This is a genomic window from Algihabitans albus (assembly GCF_003572205.1).
Taxonomy (GTDB): Bacteria; Pseudomonadota; Alphaproteobacteria; order Kiloniellales; family DSM-21159; genus Algihabitans; species Algihabitans albus.
Window position 1 is genome coordinate 510,867 of sequence record NZ_QXNY01000006.1, and the last position, 21,652, is coordinate 532,518.

Annotated in this window: 19 protein-coding genes; 8 read left to right on the plus strand and 11 right to left on the minus strand. The window is 68.1% G+C overall.

The annotated features are described in order from the left end of the window. Positions 1–8: 8 nt before the first annotated feature. Positions 9–896 (plus strand): 4-hydroxy-tetrahydrodipicolinate synthase, encoded by an 888-nt coding sequence (dapA, locus tag DBZ32_RS19160; RefSeq protein ID WP_119168834.1) that lies wholly within the window; start codon positions 9–11, stop codon positions 894–896. Positions 897–919: 23 nt separating this feature from the next. Then, the gene (gene smpB, locus DBZ32_RS19165) at positions 920–1,378 is read left to right on the plus strand and encodes an SsrA-binding protein SmpB (protein WP_119168835.1); all 459 of its coding nucleotides are present in this window, start codon (positions 920–922) and stop codon (positions 1,376–1,378) included. A gap of 111 nt (positions 1,379–1,489) precedes the next feature. Here smpB and DBZ32_RS19170 read toward each other — a convergent pair whose 3' ends face one another. The 3 genes from DBZ32_RS19170 to rnr form a co-directional block, all read right to left on the minus strand. Then, on the minus strand, positions 1,490–2,152 hold the full coding sequence (locus DBZ32_RS19170; protein WP_268877961.1) for an NUDIX domain-containing protein: 663 nt from the start codon (positions 2,150–2,152) through the stop codon (positions 1,490–1,492). Positions 2,153–2,179: 27 nt separating this feature from the next. Then, complete coding sequence (locus DBZ32_RS19175; RefSeq protein ID WP_162906851.1) at positions 2,180–3,748, minus strand: S41 family peptidase; 1,569 nt, start codon at positions 3,746–3,748, stop codon at positions 2,180–2,182. Between the two features lie 237 nt (positions 3,749–3,985). After that, the gene (gene rnr, locus DBZ32_RS19180; protein WP_119168838.1) at positions 3,986–6,310 is read right to left on the minus strand and encodes a ribonuclease R; all 2,325 of its coding nucleotides are present in this window, start codon (positions 6,308–6,310) and stop codon (positions 3,986–3,988) included. A gap of 132 nt (positions 6,311–6,442) precedes the next feature. Between rnr and DBZ32_RS19185 the strand changes: the two genes are divergently transcribed. Both DBZ32_RS19185 and DBZ32_RS19190 read left to right on the plus strand, forming a co-directional pair. Then, a complete protein-coding gene (locus DBZ32_RS19185) occupies positions 6,443–7,045 on the plus strand; it encodes a TetR/AcrR family transcriptional regulator (RefSeq protein WP_119168839.1) in 603 nt (200 codons plus the stop codon). Positions 7,046–7,098: 53 nt separating this feature from the next. Further along, positions 7,099–7,698, plus strand: coding sequence for a carboxymuconolactone decarboxylase family protein (locus DBZ32_RS19190; protein WP_235830273.1), 600 nt, complete (start codon positions 7,099–7,101; stop codon positions 7,696–7,698). Positions 7,699–7,729: 31 nt separating this feature from the next. Here the strand turns inward: DBZ32_RS19190 and topA are convergent, their stop codons facing one another. From topA to DBZ32_RS19215, 5 genes are all read right to left on the minus strand, one after another. Continuing rightward, complete coding sequence (gene topA, locus DBZ32_RS19195) at positions 7,730–10,378, minus strand: type I DNA topoisomerase (RefSeq protein WP_119168841.1); 2,649 nt, start codon at positions 10,376–10,378, stop codon at positions 7,730–7,732. A gap of 62 nt (positions 10,379–10,440) precedes the next feature. Next, entirely contained in the window at positions 10,441–11,589 is a 1,149-nt protein-coding gene (dprA, locus tag DBZ32_RS19200; RefSeq protein WP_119168901.1) for a DNA-processing protein DprA, read from the minus strand. Positions 11,590–11,629: 40 nt separating this feature from the next. Then, positions 11,630–12,271, minus strand: coding sequence for a glycerol-3-phosphate 1-O-acyltransferase PlsY (gene plsY / locus DBZ32_RS19205; RefSeq protein ID WP_119168842.1), 642 nt, complete (start codon positions 12,269–12,271; stop codon positions 11,630–11,632). Positions 12,272–12,280: 9 nt separating this feature from the next. Beyond that, positions 12,281–13,600, minus strand: a complete 1,320-nt coding sequence (pyrC, locus tag DBZ32_RS19210; protein WP_119168843.1) for a dihydroorotase — start codon at positions 13,598–13,600, stop codon at positions 12,281–12,283. Between the two features lie 2 nt (positions 13,601–13,602). Further along, positions 13,603–14,574, minus strand: coding sequence for an aspartate carbamoyltransferase catalytic subunit (locus DBZ32_RS19215; protein WP_119168844.1), 972 nt, complete (start codon positions 14,572–14,574; stop codon positions 13,603–13,605). Between the two features lie 58 nt (positions 14,575–14,632). On the opposite strand from DBZ32_RS19215, the gene mtgA reads away from it, so the two are divergent. Continuing rightward, positions 14,633–15,301 (plus strand): monofunctional biosynthetic peptidoglycan transglycosylase, encoded by a 669-nt coding sequence (gene mtgA, locus DBZ32_RS19220; protein WP_119168845.1) that lies wholly within the window; start codon positions 14,633–14,635, stop codon positions 15,299–15,301. A 13-nt stretch (positions 15,302–15,314) separates the two neighbouring features. On the opposite strand, the gene DBZ32_RS19225 is transcribed toward mtgA, so the two are convergent. The 3 genes from DBZ32_RS19225 to ruvX form a co-directional block, all read right to left on the minus strand. Further along, entirely contained in the window at positions 15,315–16,532 is a 1,218-nt protein-coding gene (locus DBZ32_RS19225) for a CaiB/BaiF CoA transferase family protein (RefSeq protein WP_119168846.1), read from the minus strand. A 129-nt stretch (positions 16,533–16,661) separates the two neighbouring features. After that, positions 16,662–17,591, minus strand: coding sequence for an AEC family transporter (locus DBZ32_RS19230; protein WP_119168847.1), 930 nt, complete (start codon positions 17,589–17,591; stop codon positions 16,662–16,664). Beyond that, positions 17,588–18,100, minus strand: coding sequence for a Holliday junction resolvase RuvX (ruvX, locus tag DBZ32_RS19235; protein ID WP_119168848.1), 513 nt, complete (start codon positions 18,098–18,100; stop codon positions 17,588–17,590). Before ruvX ends, DBZ32_RS19230 begins: the two co-directional genes overlap by 4 nt. A gap of 201 nt (positions 18,101–18,301) precedes the next feature. On the opposite strand from ruvX, the gene gatC reads away from it, so the two are divergent. The 3 genes from gatC to gatB are packed head-to-tail and all read left to right on the plus strand — an operon-like array spanning position 18,302 to position 21,588. Further along, positions 18,302–18,589: an Asp-tRNA(Asn)/Glu-tRNA(Gln) amidotransferase subunit GatC gene (gene gatC / locus DBZ32_RS19240; protein WP_119168849.1), complete on the plus strand. Its 288-nt coding sequence runs from the start codon at positions 18,302–18,304 to the stop codon at positions 18,587–18,589. Continuing rightward, positions 18,586–20,064 carry an Asp-tRNA(Asn)/Glu-tRNA(Gln) amidotransferase subunit GatA gene (gene gatA, locus DBZ32_RS19245; protein WP_119168850.1) on the plus strand — a complete coding sequence of 493 codons (1,479 nt, stop codon included), beginning with the start codon at positions 18,586–18,588 and terminating at the stop codon, positions 20,062–20,064. The genes gatC and gatA overlap by 4 nt, the downstream gene beginning before the upstream one ends. A gap of 57 nt (positions 20,065–20,121) precedes the next feature. Continuing rightward, entirely contained in the window at positions 20,122–21,588 is a 1,467-nt protein-coding gene (gene gatB / locus DBZ32_RS19250) for an Asp-tRNA(Asn)/Glu-tRNA(Gln) amidotransferase subunit GatB (RefSeq protein WP_119168851.1), read from the plus strand. Positions 21,589–21,652 lie beyond the last annotated feature (64 nt).

The following is a 21,652-nucleotide window of genomic DNA, read 5'->3' on the forward strand; positions in this document are numbered from 1 at the left end:
CCTAGGCGATGTCCGGGCCGTTGTTCACCGGTTCTATCACAGCGATGATCACTCCCTTTGCCGACGGTGCCGTCGACGAGGCGGCTTTTCGCAAATTCATCGACTGGCAGATCGCCGAAGGCAGCGATGCTCTCGTGCCGGTGGGCACGACGGGCGAGTCGCCGACCTTGACCCATGCGGAGCACAAGGCGGTGGTGGAGATCTGCGTCGACCAGGTGGCGGGCCGCGTGCCCGTGATCGCCGGGACCGGGTCCAACTCCACGGCCGAAGCCATCGACTTCGCGCGGCACGCTCAGGAGGCCGGTGCCGACGCCGCGCTGGTTGTCACGCCTTACTACAACAAGCCCAGCCAGGAAGGGCTCTATCAGCACTACAAGGCGATCCACGACGCCGGCGATCTGCCGATCCTCATCTACAACATCCCGGGCCGGTCGGTCGTCGACATGACCGTCGAGACCATGGCGCGGCTCGCCGAGTTGCCGCGCATCGTCGGTGTCAAGGATGCCACGGCCGATATTTTGCGTCCCTGGAAGACGCGCGATGCCATCGGTCCCGACTTCGCGCTGATCTCCGGCGAAGACGCCACGATCGTGCCGTTCCTGGCAATGGGCGGGCATGGCTGCATCTCCGTTACCTCGAACGTCGCGCCGCGGCTCTGCAGTTCTCTCCACAAGGCCTGGCAGGCCGGCCGGATGAGCGAGGTTACGGAGATCAACGACCGCCTGATGCCCCTGCACGAGGCCCTCTTCATCGAGCCGAGCCCGCAGCCCGCCAAGTATGCGCTCTCGCTGATGGGTCATCTTCAGAACGAGCTTCGCCTGCCTTTGGTTCCGGTGGCGGCCGAGACCGAACAGCGGGTCCGCACGGCTATGGTCCATGCGGGGCTGATCAACTAGCTCGGCGTTCCTATTCTTCTGGCATGACTCCCAACCGACCCGTTGCCCAGAACCGCAAGGCGCGGCACGAATTCTCCATTGAGGACAGCTTCGAAGCCGGGCTCGCGCTCACCGGCTCCGAGGTGAAGTCCCTGCGTGCCGGACGCGCGAACATCGGTCAGTCCTTTGCCGTCGACAGGAACGGCGAGCTGTGGCTGATGAACGCTCATATCTCCGAGTACGCTCCGGCGGCCCGCTTCGGACACGACCCCCTCAGGCCGCGCAAGCTGCTGCTGCACAGGCGCGAACTCAACAGACTGCTGGGCCAGGTCAAGCGTGAGGGCTACGCGTTGGTTCCCCTCTCGATCTACTTCAACCGCCGCGGTGTCGCGAAGCTGAACCTCGGCCTTGCCCGCGGCAAGAAGAAGGCCGACAAGCGCGAGGACATCAAGAAACGCGACTGGGACCGTCAGAAGCAGCGCCTCCTACGGGCACAGAACTGAGGCGCGCGCGCCTGGGATCGCACAGGCTTCAGTGCATTCATATCGAAGTAAAGATAATTTTTTCAATATATTATGAAATTTTTCTGCATCTACTTATGAGCTTCAAGCAGGTTAGGTCCGCCGGCTCATCTGCCGATGGCCGCGCCAGGTGAGGGCGCGCACCGGGGCGGGGGCATCGAGCTGCCGCGCGGCTTCTTCGATCACCAACCGCGTCACCTCCGCCATTCGCAGGGCCGGCAACGTCGGCAGCGGGGCCCAGCGCAGATCCTCCAGTTCGCCGTCGCCGCCCAGTCGCCCCTCGGCCAACGCGCCGTCCGTCAGGAAGAAGCGCGTGTGGAAGCGGATCGGCGATCCGGCCGGCGTGATGGCGCGCGCGATCAGCCGCAGGTCCTCGAAGGCGGGCGCCAGTCCCGCTTCGGCAAAGCGGGACCATCGGGACACCGGTTGTGGGCTGTCCGGGCCGTTTGGCCGGCCGACCAGCAGTCCCGTTTCCTCAGTTGTTTCGCGCAGGGCGCAGCGGGCCAGGGCGAGCAGTCGACGCCGCGTGGCGGCGTCGACTGCGCCTTCGACCTGCGGGAGGGCCTCCAGGAAGCCGCTCGGGTGTCGATCGATCGCTTCGAGGCGCCCGCCGGGCGTGACGTAGACGCCCGGCATGAAGCGTGTCGCGGCATGACGGCGGCCAAGCAGGATCTCGGCGGTGCCACGCCTTGGCCGTCGCAGCAAGATCAGCCCGGCGGCGTCTTGCGGTTTAACAGGAGATGTTTTCTCTAAGATATTGTTTTTAGGTCCGAAAAAATCGCATCAGTCGAAGCGTGCGGCCTCTTTGACGCGGCCGGCGGTATTGACCGGGCTGCCGATGGCACTGGCGTAAAGGCTGGGATCGAGAATGAGCTGCAAGGCGACTTCTACGTCGAGTTCGCCTTCGCTGTCTCGGGTCGGGCAGAGCGCGCGCAGTTGCTGCAGCCCGTCCTCGTCGTCGATATCCACGGGTGCCTGACGCTGGCGGCTGGGGATCAGCAGTTCGCCGCCGCGCAGGCGGGTGAGGGTGGCCGGTAGATCGCGGCTGTCGTCCGCGATGCAGACATCCGGCAAGACGCCGCGTTTGTGCAGGGCGTAGCCCGAGGGGGCATGGAAGCGTGCCCAGGTCAGCGTCAACTCGCCTTCATTCGGCAGCCGCAGCACGGTCTGGACCGTTCCCTTGCCGAAGGAATTTGAGCCGACGACGATGGCCTTGCGGCTGTCCTGCAGGGCGGCCGCCACGATCTCCGAGGCCGAGGCCGAGTTGCCGTTGATCAGAACGACGATCGGCAGCTGGCCGATCAGATCGTCGCGTCGCGCCTCGAAATACTGGTGGCTGTCCGGATGGCGGCCGTGGGTGGAGACGATCCGGCCGTCCGCGACGAAGAGGTCGGCGACCGAGACCGCCTGATCGAGCAGGCCGCCCGGATTGTCGCGCAGATCGATGATGAAGCCCTGCAGGTCTTCGCCGATCTCCCGCTCGGCGCGGAAGATCTTCTCCCGCAGGGTCTGGGTGGTCGATTGGTTGAAGCCGGCCACGCGGATGACCGCCACGTCGTCGGCACGACGGTAGGTTACGGTCTGCGGAACGATGTGATCGCGCTCGATATCGACCTCGAAAGGCTCCGGCAGGTCGGCGCGGCGCACGCTGACCCGCACGTAGGTCCCGATCGGACCGCGCAGAGTCCGGACGACGTCCCGCTGGTCCATCCCGGCGGCGGGCCGGCCGGCGATGGTGACGATCAGGTCTTCGTCCTGCAGGCCGGCGGCTTCGGCCGGCGTTTCCTCCATCACGGAGACAAGGCGAACGCCGTCGTCCTCGACGCGAATGCGTACGCCGATGCCGCCGAAGCCGTCGCGGCTGGCGCGGTTCTCACGCGCCTCTTCGCGGCCGGCATAGCGGGAGTAGGCGTCGAGTTCGGCCACCATGCCGTCGAAGACCGCCTCGTAAACGTCTTCCGCCCGGGATTCGCCCAGCGCGGGAGAGAGGCGTCTGCCTTCCTCGATCGCGGAGGCCGTCAGCCGGGCCCAGCCGGTGCTGTCGCGCGGTGACGGGGCCGGCAGGCTGCGGAGCACCGCTTCGTCGTACGCCACGGTGACCTTGCCGTTTTCGAAGTCGAAGCTGAGTTCAGGGTCGATCTGCGTCACGGCCTCGAGCCCCGCCAGGGCCAGATCGTCGACCTCCACGTCCTCGATATAGACCGCGGTGACGTCCTGATATCCGGCGATGAACATCCGCTCGGCCCGCGAGGGCTCGTAGGCGGTCGGCTGGCTGCGCAACTCCTGTGTCGTACAGGCGCCCAGAGCGATGCCGGCGACGGCAAGCGAGATGGCGAGGTGGCGAAACGACATGTAGTCCCCGCTGTAGAGGCGGCCCGAAAGCGGCAGGATCCGGGCGCGAAGCCCATTAAAAGCAACGCATCTTATGCCAGTGGCGCCCGAAGCCGCAGCCGAAAAAACCATGTGATCGGTTCCGGCTAGCGGTTTCTGCTCCCGTGCTGCTTGCGGACCTTCAGGCCGACGCTGGCTTTACGAGACTATAGGACAGAAGACGTAAACGAGAGCTTGCCGCTTTCGAGGTAGAGCGGTTCAGCGGCTGCGGCGAACCCTGGAACGGCGCGCCTGCGGCGTGCGTTTCCGATCTTTTCTGTCAGAGCTTTGTTTTGTTTTTAAATTACTTGGCGTTTTTTTCTCGCTTGAATTCTTAGCTTTATGATGGCCGGAGCTGGGCTGTTTTTCAGTGTCTTCCGCGTGATCGGGATCCGCGAGGTGCAGCACCAGACCGCCCGTCGTACGGTCCGCTTCGACCAGGCGAACCGGCAGCAGCTCGCCCAAGCGGTAGCGTCGGCCCCAGCGACGTCCGACGAGGCAATGCTGCCGCTCGTCATGGACGTAGAAGTCGTCCGGCAGGCTCGAGATCGGAATCAGCCCGTCGGCGCCGCTCTCGATCAGGGTGACGAACAGGCCGAACCTGGTGACTCCGTTGACCCTCCCCTCGAAGGTGGCGCCGACTCTGTCGGACAGGAAGGCGGCGGTCATGCGGTCGACGGCGTCGCGTTCGGCCGCCATGGCCGCTCGCTCGGTCATGGAGATCTGTTCGCCGATCGCCTTGAACTGGGTGGCCTGCGCCTCCGTCAGTCCGTCGCCGCCCAATTTCAGGCCGCGGATCAGGGCGCGATGGACCAGCAGGTCGGCGTAGCGCCGGATCGGCGAAGTGAAGTGGGCGTAGCGCTGCAACGCCAGCCCGAAGTGACCGAGGTTCTCGGGGCTGTAGACGGCCTGGGACTGACAGCGCAGGACCAGCTCGCTGACCATGTTGGCGTGGGGTGTGCCGACGGCCTGCTCCAGAACCCGCTTGAAGGTCTTCGGACGGATCACCTGGCCCTTGGCGAGGCGGATGCCCATGCCGTCCAGCACTTCGCGCAGGGCATCGACCTTCTGCGGATCCGGCAGATCGTGCACGCGGTACATGCAGGGCTGGCGCAGCCGCTCCAGCTCACCGGCGGCGGCCACGTTGGCGCAGATCATCAGTTCTTCGATGACCCGGTGACTGTCCAGCCGCTGGCGCGGCTCTATGCCGGCCACATCGCCTTCGTCGTTCAGCAGGATCCGCCGTTCCGGCATGTCCAGTTCGAGCGTGCCGCGGTTGCGCCGGTTGGTCAGCAGCGCCTGGAAGGCGCCGTAGAGCGGCCGAATCACCGGATCGAGCAGCGGCCCGCTGGTGTCGTCCGGCGCGCCGTCCATCGCGGCTTGCACCTGCTCGTAGGTCAGCCGGGCCGCCGAGCGCATGACGCCGCGCAGGAAGCGCCAGGCCATCAGCTCGCCCTCGGCGTCGATGGTCATCCAGACCGCCAGGCAGCCACGGTCCTCCTTGGGGCGCAGGGAGCACCAGCCGTTGGACAGCGCCTCCGGCAGCATCGGCACCACCCGGTCCGGGAAGTAGGCCGAGTTGCCGCGTGCCCGCGCTTCGCGGTCCAGGGCGCTGTCAGGCTGAACGTAGTGGGCGACGTCGGCGATCGCGACCAGCAGGCGCCAGCCGCCGTGATTCTTCGCCTCGTCGTCGGGCTCGGCGTAGACCGCGTCGTCGAAGTCCCGCGCATCCGCCCCGTCGATTGTCACCAGGGGGATATCGCGCAGGTTGTCGCGGCCCTTGGCACCGACGGTTACCGCCGCCTCCGCCTCCGCCTCTGCTTCTTCGGGGAAGGCCGTGCGCAGGCCGTGTTCGTGGATGGCGACCAGGGAGAGCGCGCGCTGGTTGTCGAGGCTGCCCAGCCGCTCGACCACGCGCACGTCGCGCAGTCCCATGCGGGGGTGGTAGCTCTTGACCTCGGCCAACACCAGTTCGCCGGGCTTGGCACCGGCGGCGTCCGGCGGATTGAGAACGTAGTCCTGCTTGGCGCGTTTGTCCGTCGGGCGCAGCCGGCCGCCCTGGGAGGTCATCTCGTAGAGGCCGAGTACGCGCCGGGGGGAGCGGCCGATGCGGCGAATGACCTTGCCCTCGTAGACGCCGTCCTCGACCCGCGCGAGCTTGGCCAGCGCCTGGTCGCCGACGGCCAAGGCGGCGCGGCTGCTCCGTCCGGCGCTCAGGTAGATGCGCGGCGGAGGGCCGGAGTCTTCTTCCGCCCAGTTCGCCGGCTTGGCGATCAGCTCGCCGTCTTCGTCGAGGCCGACGACCTCGACCACGCCGACCGGCGGCAAGCGGTCGGGCGGTGCGAGCTTCTTCTTGCCCTTGTCCTCGAGCTTGCCCTGTTCCTGCAGCTCCAGCAGCACCTCGCGCAGACGCCGGCGCTGGGCGCCCTTCAGCTCGAAGGCGCGGGCGATGTCGCGCTTGTCCACGGGAGTCGGGCTGTCTTCGATGTAGCGCAGGATCTCCGTCGTATCGGGGAAATCCTCCAGAAAGTCTTCGCGGGCCACGGGGGCTCCTTACTTGCGGCGCGCGCGCCTTGAGCCGGGATAGTAAGCGGATCGGAATCCCAGAGCTAGGTTTCCTTGCCGGTCGGGTCGCTGTCTCTTGCCATTATATGAACTCGAGTTCATGAATGTGGCATGGATGATGTCTCTCCTCACGCCGGCCGGCCTCGGAGCTTCGATCCGGATGCGGTGCTGGATGCGGCGCTGACCGCTTTTCATCGTTACGGCCTGTCTGCGGCCACCTACGACGTGCTGGAACGGGCGACGGGCCTGCACCGGCAGAGCCTCGTCTATGCCTTCGGCGACAAGCGCGCGCTCTTCGAAGCCGCGCTGCGGCGCTACGCGGAACGGCGGGTGGAGGAGGTGGTGGCCTGCCTGACGGCGCCCGGATCTCCGGCGGCCGGCATCAAGGGCGCCTTTGCCCTCTGGCTCGAGGATGCGCGCAACGAGGCGCGGCGCGGGTGCTTGCTGGTCAACACGGCCGGCGAGGTCGGGCGGCGGGACGAAGCCCTGGCCGACATTGTCGAGGCGGCCACCGACCGGCTGACCGCTGCCTTCGAAGAGGCCTTCTCTCGTGCCCGCGCGGCCGGCGAGCTGCGAACCGAGGCCGCGCCGCAAGCCCTCGCCGACTGCGCGGTGGTCCTGGGCGACGGGGCCCTGCTGCATGCACGCGCCTCGGGCCAGGCGCAGCGTGCCGAAGCCAGCATCGCGGCCTTCCTGACGACCGTCGTTGGCTAGCGACGCGACACCTCTGCTCGACAAAAGACCGCCAAATTTATGAATAGATAATCATGAAGGGAACGACGATGGGTCAGCTCTTTGCCTTGCACGATGAAACCAGTGCACCGGAAGCTGCGCGCGAAGCCCTGTCGGCGACGCGCCGCAGCTTCGGGATGATCCCCAATCTGGAGCGGGTCATGGCGAACGCGCCGGCTCTCCTGGCCGCCTACAGCGCCCTCTGGGAGCTGTTCGATAGGACGTCGCTTTCGCCGGTCGAACGGCAGGTCGTCTACCAGACCGCCAACTTCGAGAACGACTGCGCCTACTGCGTGCCCTGGCACAGCTATCTCGCCGAACAGGCGGGGATGGCAGCCGTGGATATCGAGGCCCTGCGTGCCGGCAAACCGCTCGCGACGCCGAAGCTGGAGGCGCTGCGCGTCTTTGCACGCCAACTGATCCACAACCGGGGCAACATCAGCGAAAGCGACCTGAAGGCTTTCCTGGAGGCCGGCTACGGCGAGGAACAGGCGCTCGAGGTCGTGCTCGGTTTGGCCATCAAGGTCACGAGCAACTACACGAACTCCCTCGCCGGCACGCCGCTGGACGACGCCGTCGCGAAGTTCGCCTGGCGCAAACCGACAATCGCGATGCGGCCAGGGAAAGAGGGCTAGGGCGATAACCTCAGCCAGATCGCAATTCGCTCTATGCGTCGGCTGTCTTTTTCGTTGCTGCCTTTTTCGCCGCCGTCTTTTTGGTCGCAGTCTTCTTCGCGGGGGTCTTTTTCGCCGAACTCTGCTTGGCGGTCGCCTTCTTGGCCGGCGCCTTCTTGTCGCCTTTCTTCTCCGCCTGCTTGGCGAGCAGCTCCATCGCTCCTGCGAGGTCGATGCTCTCGATGCCCAGGTCCTTCGGCAGGGAGGCGTTGAGGCGGCCGTGCTTGACGTAGGGGCCGTAGCGGCCCTCGTGCAGGGTTACCGGCTTGCTATCGCTTGGATGCTCGCCCAGCGTCTTCAGCGCGGCGGCACCACCGCCCTTCGCCTGCGCCAACAGGTCGACGGCGCGGTTGAGGCCGATGACCAGGACGTCTTCGTCGGCCGGGATCGACTTGTAGGTGTTGGCCTTGCGCACGTAGGGGCCGTAGCGGCCGATTCCGGCCGTGATCTCCTCGCCGTCGTGGCTGCCCAGACTGCGCGGCAGGGCAAGCAGCCCGAGCGCGACCTTCAGATCGACGTCGTCCAAAGCCAGCCCCTTAGGCAGCGAGGTGCGCTTGGGCTTGACGGATTTGTCCTCGCCCTGTTCGCCGAGCTGCACGTAGTGGCCGTAGGGACCCTTTCGCAGGCTGACCTCCTGGCCGCTCTCGGGATCTTCGCCGAGGCGCTGGGGGCCGGCCTCGCCCGGCGTGGCGCCGCCGCTGCCCTCCTCGGCCTGAACCGCCAGCGGGCGTGTGAAGCGGCACTCCGGGTAATTGGAACAGCCGATGAAACCGCCGGTCTTGCCGAGCCGCAGACCCAGACGGCCGCTGCCGCAGGCCGGGCAGAGGCGCGGCTCGCGATCCGGGTTCTCCGGGTCGGCCGGGAAGAAATGGGGACCGAGATCCTCGTCCAGCGCATCGATGACGTTGGTAATGCGCAGGCCCTTGGTCTCGTCGATGGCCTGGCTGAAGGCCTCCCAGAAACGGTACAGCACCTCCTTGTAGCGGCTGTCGCCGGCGGAGATGCGGTCGAGGTCTTCCTCCAGGCTGGCGGTGAAGTCGTACTCCACGTAGCGACGGAAAAAGGCGGTCAGGAAGGCGGTGACGATGCGGCCGCGATCCTCGGGCAGGAAGCGCTTCTTCTCGAGCCGGACGTAGTCGCGGTCCTGCAGCACCTGCAGGATCGAGGCGTAGGTCGAGGGCCGGCCGATGCCCAGCTCCTCCATCCGTTTGACCAGGCTGGCCTCGCTGAAGCGGGGCGGCGGCTGGGTGAAGTGCTGCTGCGGCGTGATGGCCTTGCGGTTGAGGTCCTGGCCCTTGGCGAGCGGCGGCAGGCGCCTGCCGTCGCCATCCTCGTCGTCGGGGTCGTCCCGGCCTTCCTGGTAGAGTGTCAGAAAGCCGTCGAAGACCTGAACCGACCCGGTGGCGCGCAGGCGTGCGGCCGTGCCGTCGACGTCGATGTCGGCCGTCATCTGGTCGAACTCGGCCGACTCCATCTGGCTGGCCAGCGCGCGCTTCCAGATCAGGTCGTAAAGCCGGGCTTCGTCCTCGCCGAGCTGGCTGCGAATGTTCTTCGGCAGTCGCTTGAGGTCGGTCGGTCGGATCGCCTCGTGGGCTTCCTGCGCGTTCTTGGCCTTGGTCTTGTAGACACGGGCCTGGTCCGGCAGGTAGGGGTCGCCATAGCTGCCGGCGATCAGCTCGCGCGCCGCGGTGATCGCCTCGTTGGACATGCCGACGCCGTCGGTCCGCATGTAGGTGATCAGGCCGGCCGTCTCGCCGCCCACGTCGATGCCCTCGTAGAGCTTCTGCGCCACCCGCATGGTCCGGGTCGTGCCGAAGCCCAGCTTGCGCGAAGCCTCCTGCTGCAGGGTCGAGGTGGTGAAAGGCGGCTGAGGGTGGCGCTTGCTGCGTTTGGTCTCGACGCTCTCGACGGTGAAACGCGCGGCACTTTCCAGCAGGGCGACCGCGTCCAGCGCCTTGGCTTCGCCATTGAGGTCGAACTTGTCGAGCTTGTCGCCGCGCAGATGGGTCAGCCGGGCGTCGAAGGCTGCGGTTTCCAGCGCGTCCAGGGTCGCTGTCACCGTCCAGTATTCCTGAGCGCGGAAGGCCTCGATCTCCGCTTCGCGCTCGCAGACCAGACGCAGGGCGACCGACTGCACGCGTCCCGCCGAGCGGCTGCCGGGCAGCTTGCGCCAGAGCACGGGCGAGAGGGTGAATCCGACGAGATAGTCGAGGGCCCGGCGCGCCAGATAGGCTTCGACGAGCGGGCGGTCCAGCTCGCGGGGATGCTTGAAGGCATCCTGCACGGCGCGCTTGGTGATCTCGTTGAAGACAACGCGCTTGACCGGCTTGCCGTTGAGAGCGCGGCGGCGGTTCAGCTCTTCGATGATGTGCCAGGAAATCGCTTCGCCTTCGCGGTCCGGGTCGGTGGCCAGATAGAGCTGATCGGCGCCCTTCAACTCCCGTGCGATTTCTTTGATGCGTTTGTCGCCGCGGTCGTCGACCGCCCAGTCCATCGCGAAGTCTTCGTCCGGCCTGACCGATCCGTCCTTCGGCGGCAGGTCGCGGACATGACCGTAGCTGGCGAGCACCCGATAGTCTCCGCCCAGGTAGCGCTCGATGGTTTTGGCCTTGGCCGGGGATTCGACGACAACAAGATGCATTCGCAGGTCCGTCCTAGCTGGCGCCCTTTTTATGCGACGCTTTTCCCGGCGGAACGCGATGGTCAGGCGATCAGCGCGACGCGGTTACCGGGGGTGCGTTCGAGGCGGCCGGCCAACTCCAATTCCAGGAGTACGGTCCCGACCAGCGCGGCTGACAATTGGCACTGGCGTATCAGTTCGTCAACTGAGATCGGTGAAGGTGACAGCAATTCCATAATTTTATCAGTGGCTTGTAGCTGCTCTTGCGAAGAGGGCATCACCATGGGGGCGGCCTCGAATCTGGCGTTTGGGGCTTCGGCGAAGGACTCGGTGCTGCCGGCCAGGGCCTCCAGAACGTCGGCCGCCGACTCGATCAGCGTGGCGCCCTGACGCAGAAGACCGTTGCAGCCTTTGGCGCGCGGGTCGAGCGGCGAACCCGGTACGGCCATGACGTCGCGGCCGTAGTCGGCGGCCAGGCGGGCCGTGTGCAGTGAGCCCGAGCGCAGGGCCGCTTCGACCACCACGACGCCGAGCGACAGCCCGGCGATGATCCGGTTGCGCCGCGGGAAGTGACGGCCCTGAGGCTCGCGGCCAGGCGGCATCTCCGACAGCAGCGCGCCCTCCGTCAGCAGCCGGTCGTAGAGGCGCCCGTTCTCCGCTGGGTAGATAATGTCAACCCCGCCGGCCAGCACGGCCAAGGTGCCGGCTCCGGCTTCGCCGGCTCCCGGTCCGGGCGTCAGGGCGCCTTCGTGCGCTGCCGTGTCGATGCCGCGCGCGAAGCCGGACACCACCAGATACCCGGCCCGGGCCAGGTCGCCGGCGATGCCTTTGGCCAGCGTCCGTCCATTGGCGGAGGCGTTGCGCGCACCGACGATGGCCACGGCCGGGCGCCGCAGAAGTTGCGCCTGCCCGCGCAGGACGACCAAGGGTGGGGCGTCGTCGGCGGCGGCCAAGGCCTGAGGATAGTCGGGTTCGCAGAGCGCGATGGTGCGGGCCTCCAACCTGGCGAGGTCGGCAAGTTCGCGCTCGGCGGTCGCGGCGGGGCAGACGCGGATCGGTCTCGCCTGGCCGCCGCGCTTGGCGAGCTCCGGCAAGGCCTCCAGGGCCGCCGTGGCGCTGCCGAAGCGCTCGAGCAGCAGGCGGAAGGTGATCGGGCCGACGTTCTCGCTGCGGCTCAGGCGCAGCCAGTCGAGTCGTTCGCCGTCGGTGAGAGATTGGGCAGTCGGGCTCATGGCGCCCGACTTTTGGTTGAGCAAGGCCGCCCGTCAACCTCTATTCGTTGCCGTCGCTACTCCTGCCGGAGGCACCGATCTTGCTCTCTTCGCCGCGCAGCAGCCGCCCGATGTTGCTGGTGTGGCGGAGCACCACCAGGCCGGCCAGCAGGGCGGCGAACTCGACCCGCTGCAGATCGCCGATCAGGAACCAGGCATAGGCCGGCGAGAGGAGGAAGCTCACCAGCGCGGCCAGCGAGGAGTAGCGCGTGACGGCGGCCACCAGCAGCCAAGTGGCGCAGAGTGCCAGCGCCGCCGGCCAGGCGACGGCCAGCAGCACCGCGATCGAGGTCGCCACCCCCTTGCCGCCGCGAAAGCCGAGCCAGACGGGGAAGTTGTGACCCAGCACGGCACCGAGGCCGGCCACCAGCATGGGGTCCGGCCCGCCGACGTACCAGGCGAGTCCGGCCGCCGCGGCGCCCTTGCCGCCGTCGAGCAGCATCGTCAGGAAGGCCAGATCCTTGCGGCCGGTGCGCAGGACATTGGTCGCGCCGATACTCCGCGAGCCGATCTTCCGCAGGTCGCCGAGACCGGAGAGGCGGGTCAGCACCAGACCGAAGGGGATCGAGCCCAGCAGGTAGCCGCCGACCAGCGCGGCCGACAGATAGGGCCAGGCGAAGTCCCAGGAGATCGGATCGGGCATCGAGAGACCTCAGGCCGCCCGGCGGCCGCTGTCCAGGGCGAAGATGCTGCGGCCGTCGACGACGCTGCGCAGCACGACACCCTGAACCATGTGCGCCTCGAAGGGCGAGTTCTTGGACTTCGACCGGAACCGGTCCGGGTCGATCGTCGCCGGACGCTCGGGGTCGAAGATCACGATGTCGCAAGGCAGACCGGGGGTCAGGTCGGCGCGGCCCTTCAGGATTTCCGCCGGCCCTTCCGTCAGGCGCCGCAACAGCTCGAGCAGGCTCATGCGGCCGTTGTGCACCAGCGCCAGCGACAGCGGCAGCAGCGTCTCTAGTCCGACGATGCCGGGCTCCGCCAGGCTGAAGGGCAGCCGTTTGGCGTCCTGGTCGTGCGGTGTGTGGTCGCTCGCGAGAGCGTCGATGGTGCCGTCGGCGACGCCCGCGGCGACCGCCTCGCGGTCGGCTTCGCTGCGCAGAGGCGGCGTGACCTTGGCGAAGGTGCGGTAATCCCCGACGGCGGTCTCGTTGAGGATCATGTAGTGCGGGGCCGTGCTGGCCGTGACCGGGAGTCCGCGCGCCTTGGCGCGGCGCACGACCTCGACCGACTCCGCGCAGGTCACGTTGGCCACGTGGTAGCGCCCGCCCGTCATCTCGACCAGGCGCAGGTCGCGTTCGATCATGATGACTTCGTTCAGCGGATGGTTGCCGGCCAGCCCCAGGCGGGTCGCCAGTTCACCGGAGTTCATCACGCCTCCGGCTAGGCTGGGCTCCTGCGGGTGCTGCAGGATCACCGTGTCCACGGTGCGCGAGTAGCTGAGCGCGCGGCGCATCACCTGGGCGTCGGCCACCGCCTGCAGGCCGTCGGTGAAGCCCAGCGCCCCGTACTCGCTCAGCAGGCCGATCTCGACCAGTTCGCGGCCCTCCAGCCGCCGTGTGACGGCGCCGTAGCCGTAGACCTTGACCAGCTTTTCCTCGCGGGCGCGGCGGGCGATGAACTCGATCCCGGCGACGTCGTCCACCACCGGGTCGGTGTTCGGCAGCGCCACCATGGACGTGATGCCGCCGGCCGCCGCCGCCTTGCTGGCGGTCTGGATGGTTTCCTTGTGCTCGTGGCCCGGTTCGCCGAGCTGCACGCGCATGTCGACCAGCCCCGGCGCCAGGCAGGCGCCCGCGCAGTCGACGACCTCGACCCCCTCCGGCACGCCATCGTTGAAGAGGCGCGGCCCGAGGTCCTGGATCACGCCCTTGTCGGCGAAGAGGGCACCTTGCACGTCCAGGCCGCTGCGCGGGTCGAGCAGGCGGGCGTTGAGATAGACGGTGGGTCCGCTTTCGCTGCGCGTCGCCATGGCTAGGGCACCTCCGTCGGAGCACGCAGGCTGGCGGTCAGGGCCTCGAGACAGGCCATGCGCACGGCGACGCCCATCTCGACCTGGTCCTGGATCAGCGAGCGGTCGATGTCGTCGGCGACCTCGCTGTCGATCTCGACGCCGCGGTTCATCGGGCCGGGATGCATGATCAGCGCGTCCGGCTTGGCCAGAGCGAGCTTGTCCCGGTCCAGGCCGTAGAAGCGGAAGTACTCGCGGATCGAGGGCACGTAGGAGCCCTGCATGCGTTCGGTCTGCAGGCGCAGCATCATCACGATGTCGACGTCGCGCAGCCCGGCGCGCATGTCCATGTAGGCCTCGACCCCCAGCCGTTCGATGCCGGAGGGCATCAGGGTCGGCGGCGCGATGACCCGCACCCTGGCCCCCATGGTGGTCAGCAGGTGCAGGTTGGAGCGTGCCACCCGGCTGTGCATGATGTCGCCGCAGATCGCGACGGTAAGGCCCGCCAGCTTGCCCTTGCGGCGGCGGATGGTGAGCGCGTCGAGCAGGGCCTGGGTCGGGTGTTCGTGGCTGCCGTCGCCGGCGTTGATGACCGAGCAGTTCACTTTCTCGCTCAACAGCTTGACGGCGCCGGAGTCTGGATGGCGTACGATCAGCGCGTCGGGGTGCATGGCGTTCAGGGTCATCGCCGTATCGATCAGGGTTTCCCCTTTCTTGATCGAAGACCAGGCAACCGACATGTTGATCACATCGGCCGACAGCCGTTTGGCGGCCAACTCGAAGGAGGTGCGCGTGCGCGTCGAGGTCTCGAAGAAGAGGTTGATGACGGTATGACCCGACAGCAGCGGCGAGTGCTTGTGCGCCCGCGGATCCTGAACGGCGTAGTGACCCGCGAGATCCAGGAGATAGCCGATCTCCGCCGGGGTCAGGCCTTCGATCCCGAGCAGATGGCGGTGCCGGTAGCCGGGACGGGCGATGGCTTCGAAGTCTTGCATCGAGCGGGGCTTATCGCACCGCGGCAGCACCTCTGACAAGCGGTAGGTCGCGGTTCACATGCGCAGGCTGTGGAAAGCCCTCAGATGGCTGGCGGTTCTGGTCGTGCTTCTGCCGGCTGGCCTGGTGCTGTTCTACCGCGCCGTGCCGCCGCCGGCGACGCCGCTGATGGTGATTCGCAGCTTCGAAGGCCATGGCTGGCAGCGCGACTGGGTGCCCCTGGCGGAGATCGCCCAGCCGCTGCGCGAGGCGGTGCTGGCGGCCGAAGACAACCGCTTCTGCACCCATTGGGGCTTCGACCTGGTCGAACTGCGCAAGGCGGTCGACACCTGGCGCGACGGCGGCCGGCTGCGCGGCGCCTCCACCGTCTCCATGCAGACCGCCAAGAACCTTTTCCTCTGGCCGGAGCGCGACTGGCTCCGCAAGGGGCTGGAGGGCTATCTCACGCTCTACCTGGAGGTCTTGTTGCCGAAAGCCCGGATCGTCGAGCTCTATCTCAACAGTGTCGAGTTCGGCCCCGGCATCTACGGTGCCGAGGCGGCGGCGCAGGCCCACTTCGGCAAGTCCGCCAGCGACCTGAGCCTCTGGGAAGCCTCCCTGCTGGCCGCCGTGTTGCCCAATCCCCTGCAGCGCTCCGCCGGCCGGCCCGACGACTTCCTCGCCGGTCAGGCGGCCCGCATCCGCACCCGCATCGACCAGCTCGGCCCGATGCTCGACTGTGTGCGTTAGATCGTGCCGGCCCCTAAATCGCGCCGCTCTCCCGCAGGCGCGCGATCTCGGCGGCGGGCAGGTCGAGCAGTTCCTTCAGCAGTTCGTCGCTATGCTGGCCCATGCGGGGCGGCGGGTGGCGGTAGGTCACCGGAGTGCCGGAGAACTTGATGGGATTGCCGATCAGGGCGATCCGGCCCGTCAGTGTTTCGGCGTCGGCCATCTCGATCCGCATCTCTCGCTGCCGGATCTGCGGGTCGGCGAAGACCCGGTCGAGGGTGTTGACCGCGCCGCTCGGTACGCCCAGGGCGGAGAGGCCCTCGACCCAGGCGTTCAGCGTCTTGCCCGGCGTCAGGGCCTCCAGAATCGGGTAAAGCGCCGCGCGGTTCCGGACCCGTAGGGCGTTGGTGGCGAAGCGCGGGTCGTCGGCCAGCTCCGGCCGGCCCGCGAAGTCGCAGAAGCGGCGGAACTGTCCGTCGTTGCCCACGGCCAGGATGAAATAGCCGTCGGCGCAGGGCAGCACCTTGTAGGGCACGATGTTGGGATGCTCGTTGCCCTGGCGCTTCGGCACCTGGCCGCTGGTCAGGTAGTTCAGCCCCTCGTAGGAGAGCCAGGCCACCTGGCTGTCGAGCAGTGCCAAGTCGATGTGCTGGCCCTCGCCGGTCTTCGTGCGGTGATGCAGGGCGGCCAGGATCGCGCTGACCGCGTACATGCCGCACATGATGTCGGCGATGCCGACGCCGACCTTGATCGGCTCGCCCTCGGGCTCGCCGGTCAGCGACATGATCCCGCCCATGCCTTGGGCCAGGTAGTCGTAGCCGGCGCGCGGGGCGTAGGGGCCGGTCTGCCCGAAGCCGGTGATCGAGCAGTAGAGGATGTCGGGCTTGACCTGGCGGATGCTGTCGTAGTCCAGGCCGTAGCGCTTCAGCCCGCCGACCTTGAAGTTCTCCACGAAGATGTCGCACTCCGCCGCGATCCGGCGGGCCAGGGCCTGGCCCTCCTCGGTGGCGATGTCGATGGTCAAGGAGCGCTTGTTGCGGTTGGCCGAGAGGTAGTAGGCCGCCGTCGTGCTGTCCCCGCCCTCGGCGTCCTTGACGAAAGGCGGGCCCCACTTGCGGGTGTCGTCGCCCTGGCCGGGCCGTTCGATCTTGACCACGTCGGCGCCCAGGTCGCCGAGCAGTTGGGTCGCCGTCGGACCGGCGAGAATGCGGGTCAGGTCGAAAACGCGCAGGCCTGCTAGCGGGGCGGTCATGAGTCTGTCGGTCCGGATACGATTGGCGGGTGCGCCGGTTTTGGCGTGGCGCGCGGTCGAACGTCAAGCCGGCTTACGGCACCACTGGCGGTCAAGGCGCCTTACGGCACCACTGGCCGTCAAGTCGCCTTACGGCACCAGCGGCGCCAGCACCAGGGGCAGGGTCAGCATGGCCAGCAGGGTCTGCGCGGTGATGAGGCTCGCCATCAGCGTGGCGTCGCCGCCGAGCTGGCGGGCCAGGATGTAGGCGCTGGTGGCGGTCGGCAGGCCGTTGAAGAGGACGGCCACGAAGGCGGCGGTGCCCTCCACCCCCAGCAGCCAGCAGCCGGCCCAGGTCAGGGCCGGCAGGACCGCCAGCTTGAGCAGGCTGCTCAGCAGGACCGGACGTCCAGCCGCGCGAGCCGCCTGCAGGTCGAGCGCGGCGCCGACGCAGAGCAGGCCGAGGGGCAGGGCGGCGCTGCCGAGGATCAGCAGGGTCTCGCCCAGCACCGGCGGCAGCCCGATGCCCGTCACGTTGAGCAGGCCGCCGGCCGCGCAGCCGAGAATCAGCGGGTTGGTCGCGACCTGTTTGATCAGGCCGCTCGGGGTCGGCTGGGCCGCCGTGCCGAAGCGGGCCAGGAAGCTGACGCAGAGCAGGTTCACCAGCGGCACGATGGCGGCCACGGCCACGGCCGCCGCCGCGACGCCGGCCTCGCCCGCGACACCGAAGGCCACGGCGAGACCGATGTAGGTGTTCATGCGCACGGCCCCTTGATAGAGGCTGGTGAAGCCGGGACCGCCCAGGCCGAACCGGGACTCGAGCAGGGGTCGCGCCAGCAGCAGCGCCAGGGTCATGACCAGGATCGCGGCGACGATGGCGCCGGCCATGGGCAGCACCTCCAGCTCGCTGAAGTCGGCGCGCGCCAGGGTCGTGGCCAGCAGGACCGGGAAGAAGCAGAAGTAGGTCAGCCGCTCCGCCGGCGCCCAGAACCCCTCGCCGGGAAACTGCCGCCGGCGCAGCAGCCAGCCGAGGAAGATCAGCAGGAAGACCGGCAGGATGACCAGCGCTATGACGGTCACGCCGGATCTCCCGCACCCTCGGCAGGACCGCCGGGCCGGCCGTACGCCAGCGCGTCCAGCGCGCCCTGCAGGATATAGGCGGCGGCCATCTTGTCCACGACCTCTGCCCGCCGCTTGCGGGTCATGTCCGCCTCGTCGATCAGCAGCCGCTGGACGGCGGCGGTCGAGAGGCGCTCGTCCCAGAAGGCGATGGGCAGATCCAGGCCGGCGAGCTCGATCAGGTTGCGGGCGAACTGCCGGGTCGACTGGGCGCGCGGGCCCTCGCTGCCGTCCATGTTGACCGGCAGGCCGAGGATCAGGCCACCGACCCGCCGCTCTTCCAGGACGCGCTTCAGCGCCTCGGCATCCGCCGTGAACTTGGCCCGGCGCAGGGTCTCCAGGGGCGAGGCCAGCTTGCGGTCGCCGTCCGAGATCGCGAGACCGATGGTCTTGCTGCCCAGGTCCAGGCCGAGCAGGCGGGCGCGGGCCGGCAGCCGCTCCGGCAGATCGTGCAGGTCGAGCAGGGTCATGCAGCCGATCAGTAAGCGGGGGACCGCCGGAGCACAAGCCGTCGCAAGGGTTGCGATACCAGCCCCTGTCCGCGCTTTCTTCTCGCTCGCCGCCTTGTGAGCCTGCCGAGCCGGTGCTAGCTTCCGCCGCGCTTTCGCGGAGCCTGCGGTCTCCGGCGAAGCGGTCTGAACTCCTTATCCGAAGCGAGGCGTTTTCTTCCCATGGCGATCGACAAGGCCACGGTTCACGGCATCGCCAAGCTCGCGCGCATCAAGATCGACGAGGCGGAAGCCGAGTCGCTGGTCGGCGAGCTGAGCAACATCCTCGACTGGGTCGAGCAGTTGGGGCAGGTGGACACCGAGGGCGTGCGGCCCATGACCTCGGTGGTCGAGATGCGCCTGCCGCTGCGGGCCGACGCGATGACCGACGGCGGCAAGCCGGACGACGTCCTGCGCAACGCGCCGGAGGCGGCGCATGGCTTCTTCGTGGTGCCGAAGGTGGTGGAATGAGCGATCTGACTCGCATGGAGCTTTCCGAAGCGCGCGACCTGCTGACCAGGAAGTCGCTCTCCGCCAAGGAGCTGACCGAGGCGCATATCGCCGCGGTCGAGGCGGCCCGTCCGCTCAACGCCTTTGTCACCGAGACGCCGGAGAAAGCCCTGGCCATGGCCGAGGCCTCCGACGCGCGCCGCGCGAAAGGCGAGGTGGGGCTGCTCGACGGCCTGCCGCTGGCGATCAAAGACCTCTTCTGTACCGAGGGCGTGCAGACCACGGCCTCCAGCCACATCCTCGAGGGGTTCGTGCCGACCTACGAGGCGACCGTCACCGCCAATCTCTGGCGCGAGGGCGCGGTGCTGCTGGGCAAGACCAACATGGACGAGTTCGCCATGGGCTCCTCCAACATGACCAGCCACTTCGGCGGGGTCGAGAATCCCTGGCATCGCGCGGGCAGCAATCAGAAGCTGGTACCCGGCGGCTCCTCCGGCGGTTCGGCCGCCGCCGTGGCCGCGCGTTGCGCGCTGGCGGCGACCGGCACGGACACCGGCGGCTCGATCCGCCAGCCGGCGGCCTTCGCCGGGGTCGTCGGCCTCAAGCCGACCTACGGACGCTGCTCGCGCTGGGGCGTCGTCGCCTTCGCCTCCTCGCTCGACCAGCCTGGGCCCATGACCCGCAGCGTGCGCGACGCGGCGCTGATGCTGCGCGCCATGGCCAGCTACGATCCCAAGGACTCGACCTCCGTCGACCGCGGCGTCCCGGACTACGAGGCGGCGCTGACGGGCGAGGTCAAGGGCCTGCGCATCGGCGTGCCGAAGGAGTACCGGGTCGAGGGCATGCCGCCCGAGATCGACCGGCTCTGGCAACAGGGCATGGACTGGCTGACGGCGGCCGGCGCCGAGCTGCGCGAGGTCAGCCTGCCGCACACGAAGTACGCCCTTCCGACCTACTACATTATCGCGCCGGCCGAGGCCTCCTCCAACCTCGCGCGCTACGACGGTGTGCGCTACGGCCTGCGCGAGCCCGGCGACGGCACCCTGACCGACCTCTACGAGTCCACCCGCGCCGCCGGCTTCGGCGCCGAGGTCAAACGGCGCCTGCTGATCGGCACCTACGTGCTCTCCGCAGGCTACTACGACGCCTACTACAACAAGGCCCGCCAGGTGCGCAGCCTGATCGCCCGCGACTTCACCGAGTCCTTCAACGAGGTCGACCTGCTGCTGACGCCGACCGCGCCCTCCGCCGCCTTCGCCATGGGCGAGAAGATGGACGATCCGCTGGCGATGTACCTGAACGACGTCTTCACCGTCCCCGCTTCGCTGGCGGGACTGCCCGGCATCTCCCTGCCGGCGGGCCCGTCCGACGAGGGCTTGCCGCTCGGCCTGCAGCTGATCGGCCGCGCCTTCGACGAGGAGACGCTGCTGCGCGCCGCCGGCGTGCTGGAGACGGCGGCCGGTTTCGACAGCTTGCCGAGTTTCCTGGCGGCCTAGGGATCGGGCCGTGAGCAGCGGGACGGGAAGCGTGATGGATAAGAGGATGAGCGCGCGATGACCCTGATCGAGGGTGACACGGGGACCTGGGAAGTGGTGATCGGCCTGGAGGTGCATGCCCAGGTGATCTCTCACTCCAAGCTCTTTTCCGGAGCCTCCACCGCCTTCGGGGCGGAGCCGAACAGCCAGGTGTCGCTGGTCGATGCGGCCCTGCCCGGCATGCTGCCGGTGCTCAACCGGGTCTGCGTCGAGCAGGCGATCCGCACCGGCCTGGGGCTGAACGCCAGGATCAACCACCTCTCGGTCTTCGAGCGGAAGAATTACTTCTATCCGGACCTGCCGGCCGGCTATCAGATCAGCCAGTACGCCCATCCCATCGTCGGCGAGGGGACCATCCTGCTCGACTTGGAGGAGGGCGCGACCCGGGAGGTCGGGATCGAGCGCCTGCATCTGGAGCAGGACGCCGGCAAGTCGCTGCACGACCAGGATCCCTACAAGACCTTCGTCGACCTCAACCGGGCCGGCGTGGCGCTGATGGAGATCGTCTCCAAGCCCGACCTGCGCTCGGCCGCCGAAGCTGGCGCCTACCTGCGCAAGCTGCGCTCGATCCTGCGCTATCTCGGCACCTGCGACGGCAACATGGACGAGGGCTCCATGCGCTGCGACGTGAACCTCTCGGTGCGCCGTCCGGGCGACCCGCTGGGCACGCGCACCGAGACCAAGAACGTCAATTCCATCCGCTACGTGCAGCAGGCCATCGAGATCGAGACGCGGCGCCAGATCGAGGTGGTCGAAGGCGGCGGCAGCATCGTGCAGGAGACGCGCCTGTTCGACCATCGCAGCGGCGAGACCCGCGCGATGCGCTCGAAGGAGGAGGCGCACGACTACCGCTACTTCCCCGACCCGGACCTGCTGCCGCTGGAGCTCGACCCGGCCTGGGTGGAGGAGGTGCGGGCGGGCCTGCCGGAGCTGCCCGACGCCAAGAAGCGCCGCTTCATCGAGGACTACGGCCTCAGCGCCTATGACGCGGCCGTGCTGGTCGCCGAGAAGGCCAACGCCGACTTCTACGAGTCGGTGGTGGAGGCCGGTCCCAAGGGACGGCGCGATCCCAAGATCGCCGCCAACTGGGTCACGGTGAACTACTTCGGCGCCCTCAACGCCTCCGGCGCCGGGCTCGCGGATGCGCCGGTCGATGCGGCCAAGCTGGGCGGCCTGCTCGACCTGATCGCCGACGACACCATCTCCGGCCGGATCGCGAAGGAGGTCTTCGAGGTCATGTGGGAGACTGGCAAGTCCGCCGCCGAGATCGTCGAGGCCAAGGGCTTGAAGCAGATCACCGACAGCGGCGCACTGGAGGCGATCGTGGCTCAGGTGATCGCCGACAACCCCGAGCAGGCCCAGCAGGCCCTCGAGGGCAACCCCAAGGTCCTCGGCTGGTTCGTCGGCCAGGTGATGAAGGCGAGCCAGGGCAAGGCCAACCCCGGCCTGGTCAACAAGCTGCTGCGCGAAAAGCTGGGCGGCTGACGTTTCGACCCATCTTCCGGCTGACTCTGCCGCTCTTGCGTCATAGGCGTTATGCGGCGCGACC